The organism is Actinokineospora sp. PR83, assembly GCF_021056305.1.
GTDB classification, from domain to species: Bacteria; Actinomycetota; Actinomycetes; order Mycobacteriales; family Pseudonocardiaceae; genus Actinokineospora; species Actinokineospora spheciospongiae.
Genome location: NZ_JAJCXD010000103.1, coordinates 1 through 4,753, shown reverse-complemented (window position 1 = coordinate 4,753; position 4,753 = coordinate 1). Strand labels below are relative to the sequence as shown.

Here is a 4,753-nt window from a genome sequence, read left to right as displayed (position 1 = left end):
GGCGGGCCGGGCGGGCTCCGGGCGGGCCGGTTCGGGGCGCAGGACCTCCGGGGCGGCGGCCCGGGCGGGTTCCAGGGCGGCGGCGCGCGGCGCGGGGGTGGGCTGCGCGGCGGGTGGGGCGGCGGGGGCGTTGGTGATCCGCCGCTCCATCGCCTCCAGGCGCTGGATGACCGCCGAGTCGGCGGCGGCGTCGGTGGGGACCGCGCCGGGGAGCAGCATCCGCGCGCACAGCAGTTCCAGCAGCAGGCGGGGCGCCGTGGCGCCGCGCATCTCCACCAGTCCGGTGTGCACGATCTCGGCGTAGCGCGACAGCGTGCCGGGGCCGAGCTGGGCGGCCTGGCGGGTCATCGAGTCGAGTTCGTCGGCGGGGGCGTTCACCAGCCCGCGCGCGCCCGCCTCCGGGACCGCGCGCAGCAGGACCAGGTCGCGCAGTCGGTCGAGCAGGTCCGAGGCGAACCGCCGGGGGTCGTGGCCTGCTTCGACCAGCCGGTCGACCGTCGCGTAGACGGCGGCGGCGTCGCCTGCGGCGAGCCCGTCGACCATGTCGTCGATCAGCGCCGAGTCGGTGACCCCGAGCAGGGAGACCGCGCGCTCGTAGGTGACCCCCTCCGGTCCGGCGCCCGCCAGCAGTTGGTCGAGCACCGACTGCGTGTCCCGGGCCGAACCGCCGCCCGCGCGGATGACCAGCGGGAACACGGCGGGCTCGACGACGGCGCCCTCGGCGGCGCAGTTGCGCTCCAGCAGGTCGCGCATGGCACCGGGCGGGATCAGCCGGAACGGGTAGTGGTGCGTCCGCGAGCGGATGGTGGCGAGGACCTTGTCCGGCTCGGTGGTCGCGAAGATGAAGACCAGGTGCTCCGGCGGCTCCTCCACGATCTTCAGCAGGGCGTTGAAGCCCTGCGTGGTGACCATGTGCGCCTCGTCGACGATGAACACCCGGTACCGCGACCCGGCGGGGGCGTAGAAGGCCCGGTCGCGCAGTTCGCGGGCGTCGTCGACACCACCGTGGGAGGCGGCGTCCAGCTCGGTGACGTCGACGCTGCCCGGCCCGTTCGGGGCGAGCTGCACGCACGAGTTGCACACCCCGCACGGCTCGTCGGTCGGCCCCTGCTCGCAGTTGAGCGAGCGGGCGAGGATGCGCGCGCTGGAGGTCTTGCCGCAGCCGCGCGGTCCGGAGAAGAGGTAGGCGTGGTTGACCCGGCCCGCGGCCAGCGCGGTGCGCAGCGGGACGGTGACGTGTTCCTGCCCCACGACCTCGGCGAAGGTCGCGGGACGGTACTTGCGGTAGAGGGCGAGCGCCACGACGCGACACTACCGGGGCCGGTCATGATCGCGATGGGGGCCTGACCGGCGGCGGGTGAGGATCGCCACGGGGTGGTGGGTGGGAATCACCACAGGGCGGCGCGGGGAATCCGGGTGGGCCGCCCGGTGTTGTCCCCTGGGTGACGATCCCCTTCTCCGTACTCGACCTCGCACCGGTGGCCAGTGGCTCCTCCGAGACCACCGCGCTGCGCAACAGCCTCGACCTGGCCAGGGCGACCGAGCGGTTGGGGTACCACCGCTACTGGGTGGCCGAGCACCACAACATGCCGGGCATCGCCAGCTCCGCGCCCGCCGTGCTGCTCGCGCACATCGCCATGGCCACCGAGAGCATCCGGGTCGGCAGCGGCGGCGTGATGCTGCCGAACCACGCCCCGCTGGTCGTGGCCGAGCAGTTCGGCATGTTGGAGGCGTTCCACCCCGGCCGGGTCGACCTGGGGATCGGCCGGGCGCCGGGCACCGACCAGGTGACCGCCCAGGCGCTGCGGCGGCAGGAGGGGGCGCTGTCGGTGGACGACTTCCCGCAGCAGCTCACCGAGCTGGCCGACTACTTCACCGGTCGCAACTCGCGCGGGGTGACCGCCGTGCCCGCGCTGGGCAACCAGCCCGCGATGTGGCTGCTGGGCTCCTCCGGCTACAGCGCGCAGGTCGCGGGCTACCTGGGGCTGCCGTTCGCCTTCGCGCACCACTTCAGCTCGGAGAACACCATCCCGGCCCTGGCCCTCTACCGCGACCGGTTCCGCCCGTCGGCCGTGCTGGACGAGCCGTACGCGATGATCGCGGCGAACGTGCTGTGCGCCGAGGACGACGAGACCGCCCGGGAGCTGGCCAGGCCCGCCCTGCTGCAGTTCCTCAAGCTGCGCAAGGGCGACCCGGGTCGGCTGCCGTCGCCGGAGGAGGCCGCGGCGTACGAGTACACCGACGTCGACCGGCTGTTCATCGAGCAGCGGCTGGCCGACCAGGTGGTCGGTGGGCCGGAGACGGTGCGCCGGGGGATCGAGGACCTGCTGGCGGCGACCGGGGTGAACGAGCTGATGATCACCACCAGCGTCTTCGACCACGCCGAGCGGATCCGCAGCTACGAGCGGGTGGCGGAGGTCGTGGGGCTCAAGGCCCTGGTCTGATCACGGACGAAAGGGGACCCCGTGCACCTGTCAGAGCCCGCTTATCCTTGCTGCCTTCCGGCCCTGGGGAGGTTCGCAGGGTGAACACCGCACGGGGTCCGTGGACAAGTGTAGCGAGGTGCGTACAGAGCTCCACGCACCCCCCGGTACGGCAAACCGCTCAGCCGTTCCGACCTGTTGGTTAGCATTGCTAAACGCGCGGGGTGGCGAGCGCGGGCCACGACTTCTGCCACAAGCTCGGCAGCGCAGTGCCTGCCGAGGCCGTCCTCGTCGGCGAGGGGGCCTACCCCGCAGGCAAGCAGCACACCACGACCAGGTCAATCGTCCACTTCGGTTGGTAAATAACCACTGCTCACTGGTCTGGTGAAGGGATGACGCGACCTCTTACGGTCAGGCGGACACGGTGAACCTCGTCCCCCTGCACCGAGGAGTTCGCATGATCCGCAAGTCCTTCGCCGCCGCCGCCCTGGCCCTGGCGGCGACCATCGCCCCGATGACCGCGGGCCAGGCCAGTGCCACCACCGAGGGCGACTTCGGCACCGCCGCGGTCACCGTCACCTACACGGTCTCCGGCGCCCCCTCGTTCCGGTCGCAGATCAGCACCTCGATCTCGCACTGGAACACCTCGGTGACCAACGTCCGACTGCAGCAGGTCTCCTCCGGCGGGAACTTCGCCTTCTACGAGGGCAACGACCCGCGGGGCTCCTACGCCAGCACCGACGGGCACGGCCGCGGCTACGTCTTCATCGACTACGCCCAGGTCCGGCAGTACGACGTGATCAGGGTGATCACCCACGAGACCGGGCACGTCCTTGGCCTGCCGGACCACTACTCCGGCCCCTGCTCGGAGCTGATGTCCGGCGGCGGCCCCGGCCCGAGCTGCACCAACTCCTACCCGAACGCCACCGAGCGCAGCCGGGTCAACTCGCTGTGGGCCAACGGCTTCGCGGCGGAGACCGGCGAGCGGGTCCTCATCACCGAGCCGCAGATCTTCGCGAAGTCCTGACCTGCGGTTGTAGTGCACGTGTAGCGGGCCGACCCAGCCTGGTGGCGACACCGGCGGGTCGGCCTGCACCGGCTCCGCCGAGCCATCAGTCGGGAGGAGCTGCCATGAAGCTGGTCAAGCTGGTCGGGGCCGTCGGAGCCGCCGCCGCCATCGCGGTGAGCACGGTCGGGACCGCGTCGGCCGCACCCGCGCCGGTGCCCGGCGCGGAGGTGTACAGCCAGGTCACCGCCGCTGACGTCGCCGACCCGACGGCGGTGCTGCCCGCCGGGGTGGACGCCGACTTCAGCGCGCTGCAGACGGTCGAGGGCGCCATCAGCTGGTTCCGCAACCGCGAGGGCAGCACCGAGTACGACGGCTACTGCGAGCGCGCGGTCCGCCTGGCCTGGAACCGCGCCACCCACCACGCCAGCGCGATCGCCCACTGGAACTCCAGCGACGGCGCCCGGCACACCGGCGGCGCCACCCCGCCGCGCGGCGCGTTCGTCTTCTGGAACATCTCCCAGTACGGCCACGTCGGCCTCGCCGACGGCAGCGGCGGCGTCTGGGCGACCAGCGTCAACGGCCGCATCGGCCACGTCCGCCAGGGCTACTTCGCCAACTACCTGGGCTGGAAGCCGGGCAACAGCAACTAGACCGTGCTCGCGGCGCGGGATTCGCGCTGTGGTGCCGAGGTGGGCCGCTTCGCCGGGACTACGCCGTGTAATTCGGCTCAAGCGCCGGTCGTTGGTGGTGGGTGGATCCGCTTCGCGGGGATCGCTTCGTGTGCTGTCGGTTCAAGAGCCGGGATGTGTTGTGGGTGCCCGGGTGGATCTGCTCGGCCGTGCCGTTGGTTTACAAGCCCGGGATTTTCGGGGGCGTGCCCGGGTGGGTGGATCCGCTCGAGCGGGGCCCCTACAGCGATCATGCGCCCAGTGTGACCGAGTGGGGCTGAAGAGATGCCCCACAGCCCACGCAGGCTTGCACATGATCGCTACCCCCACCCAAGCAGATCCACCCACCCGGGCCTTTTCGTAGCCGGGCCTGCGGTTGCGGGAGTGGCTGATCTTCGCTGCGCCTGGTGGGGTTCGGGGTGGCTGGCCGCCTGGCCGGCGGTTGGTGGGTGGCTCGGCCACTGCGTCAGCGGGTGCGGGTAGCTGGCTGCCCGGTCAGCGGTTGGTGGGTGGCTCGGCCACTGCGCCAGCGGGTGCGGGCGGGCGGCAGGTAGTTGGCGGGGTGGCTGGTGGCGGGGTGGCTGGTGGCGGGGTGGCTGGTGGCGGGGTGGCTGGTGGCTGGTGGCTGGTTGCCGCTGCGCCGGTGGGGTTCG

At 72.1% G+C, this 4,753-nt stretch carries 6 protein-coding genes and 1 other RNA gene; 4 read left to right on the top strand and 3 right to left on the bottom strand.

Annotated features, from left to right (window positions below; all coding sequences use genetic code 11):
• Positions 1-1,302 (bottom strand): DNA polymerase III subunit gamma and tau (locus L6E12_RS29990; RefSeq protein WP_236231292.1); only part of this gene is annotated, 1,302 nt, incomplete at its 3' end.
• 146 nt (positions 1,303-1,448) lie between these two features.
• On the opposite strand from L6E12_RS29990, the gene L6E12_RS29985 reads away from it, so the two are divergent.
• On the top strand, positions 1,449-2,444 hold the full coding sequence (locus L6E12_RS29985) for an LLM class flavin-dependent oxidoreductase (protein ID WP_236231293.1): 996 nt from the start codon (positions 1,449-1,451) through the stop codon (positions 2,442-2,444).
• Positions 2,445-2,452: 8 nt separating this feature from the next.
• On the opposite strand, the gene ffs is transcribed toward L6E12_RS29985, so the two are convergent.
• An RNA gene (gene ffs / locus L6E12_RS29980) (signal recognition particle sRNA small type) lies at positions 2,453-2,547 on the bottom strand.
• A gap of 100 nt (positions 2,548-2,647) precedes the next feature.
• Between ffs and L6E12_RS29975 the strand changes: the two genes are divergently transcribed.
• From L6E12_RS29975 to L6E12_RS29965, 3 genes are all read left to right on the top strand, one after another.
• Positions 2,648-2,785: a hypothetical protein gene (locus tag L6E12_RS29975; protein ID WP_236231291.1), complete on the top strand. Its 138-nt coding sequence runs from the start codon at positions 2,648-2,650 to the stop codon at positions 2,783-2,785.
• Between the two features lie 95 nt (positions 2,786-2,880).
• Entirely contained in the window at positions 2,881-3,450 is a 570-nt protein-coding gene (locus tag L6E12_RS29970; protein WP_236231290.1) for a snapalysin family zinc-dependent metalloprotease, read from the top strand.
• 104 nt (positions 3,451-3,554) lie between these two features.
• Positions 3,555-4,082: a hypothetical protein gene (locus L6E12_RS29965; RefSeq protein ID WP_236231289.1), complete on the top strand. Its 528-nt coding sequence runs from the start codon at positions 3,555-3,557 to the stop codon at positions 4,080-4,082.
• Positions 4,083-4,566: 484 nt separating this feature from the next.
• Here L6E12_RS29965 and L6E12_RS29960 read toward each other — a convergent pair.
• Positions 4,567-4,753: hypothetical protein (locus L6E12_RS29960; RefSeq protein ID WP_236231288.1), on the bottom strand; the 187-nt coding region annotated here is incomplete at its 5' end.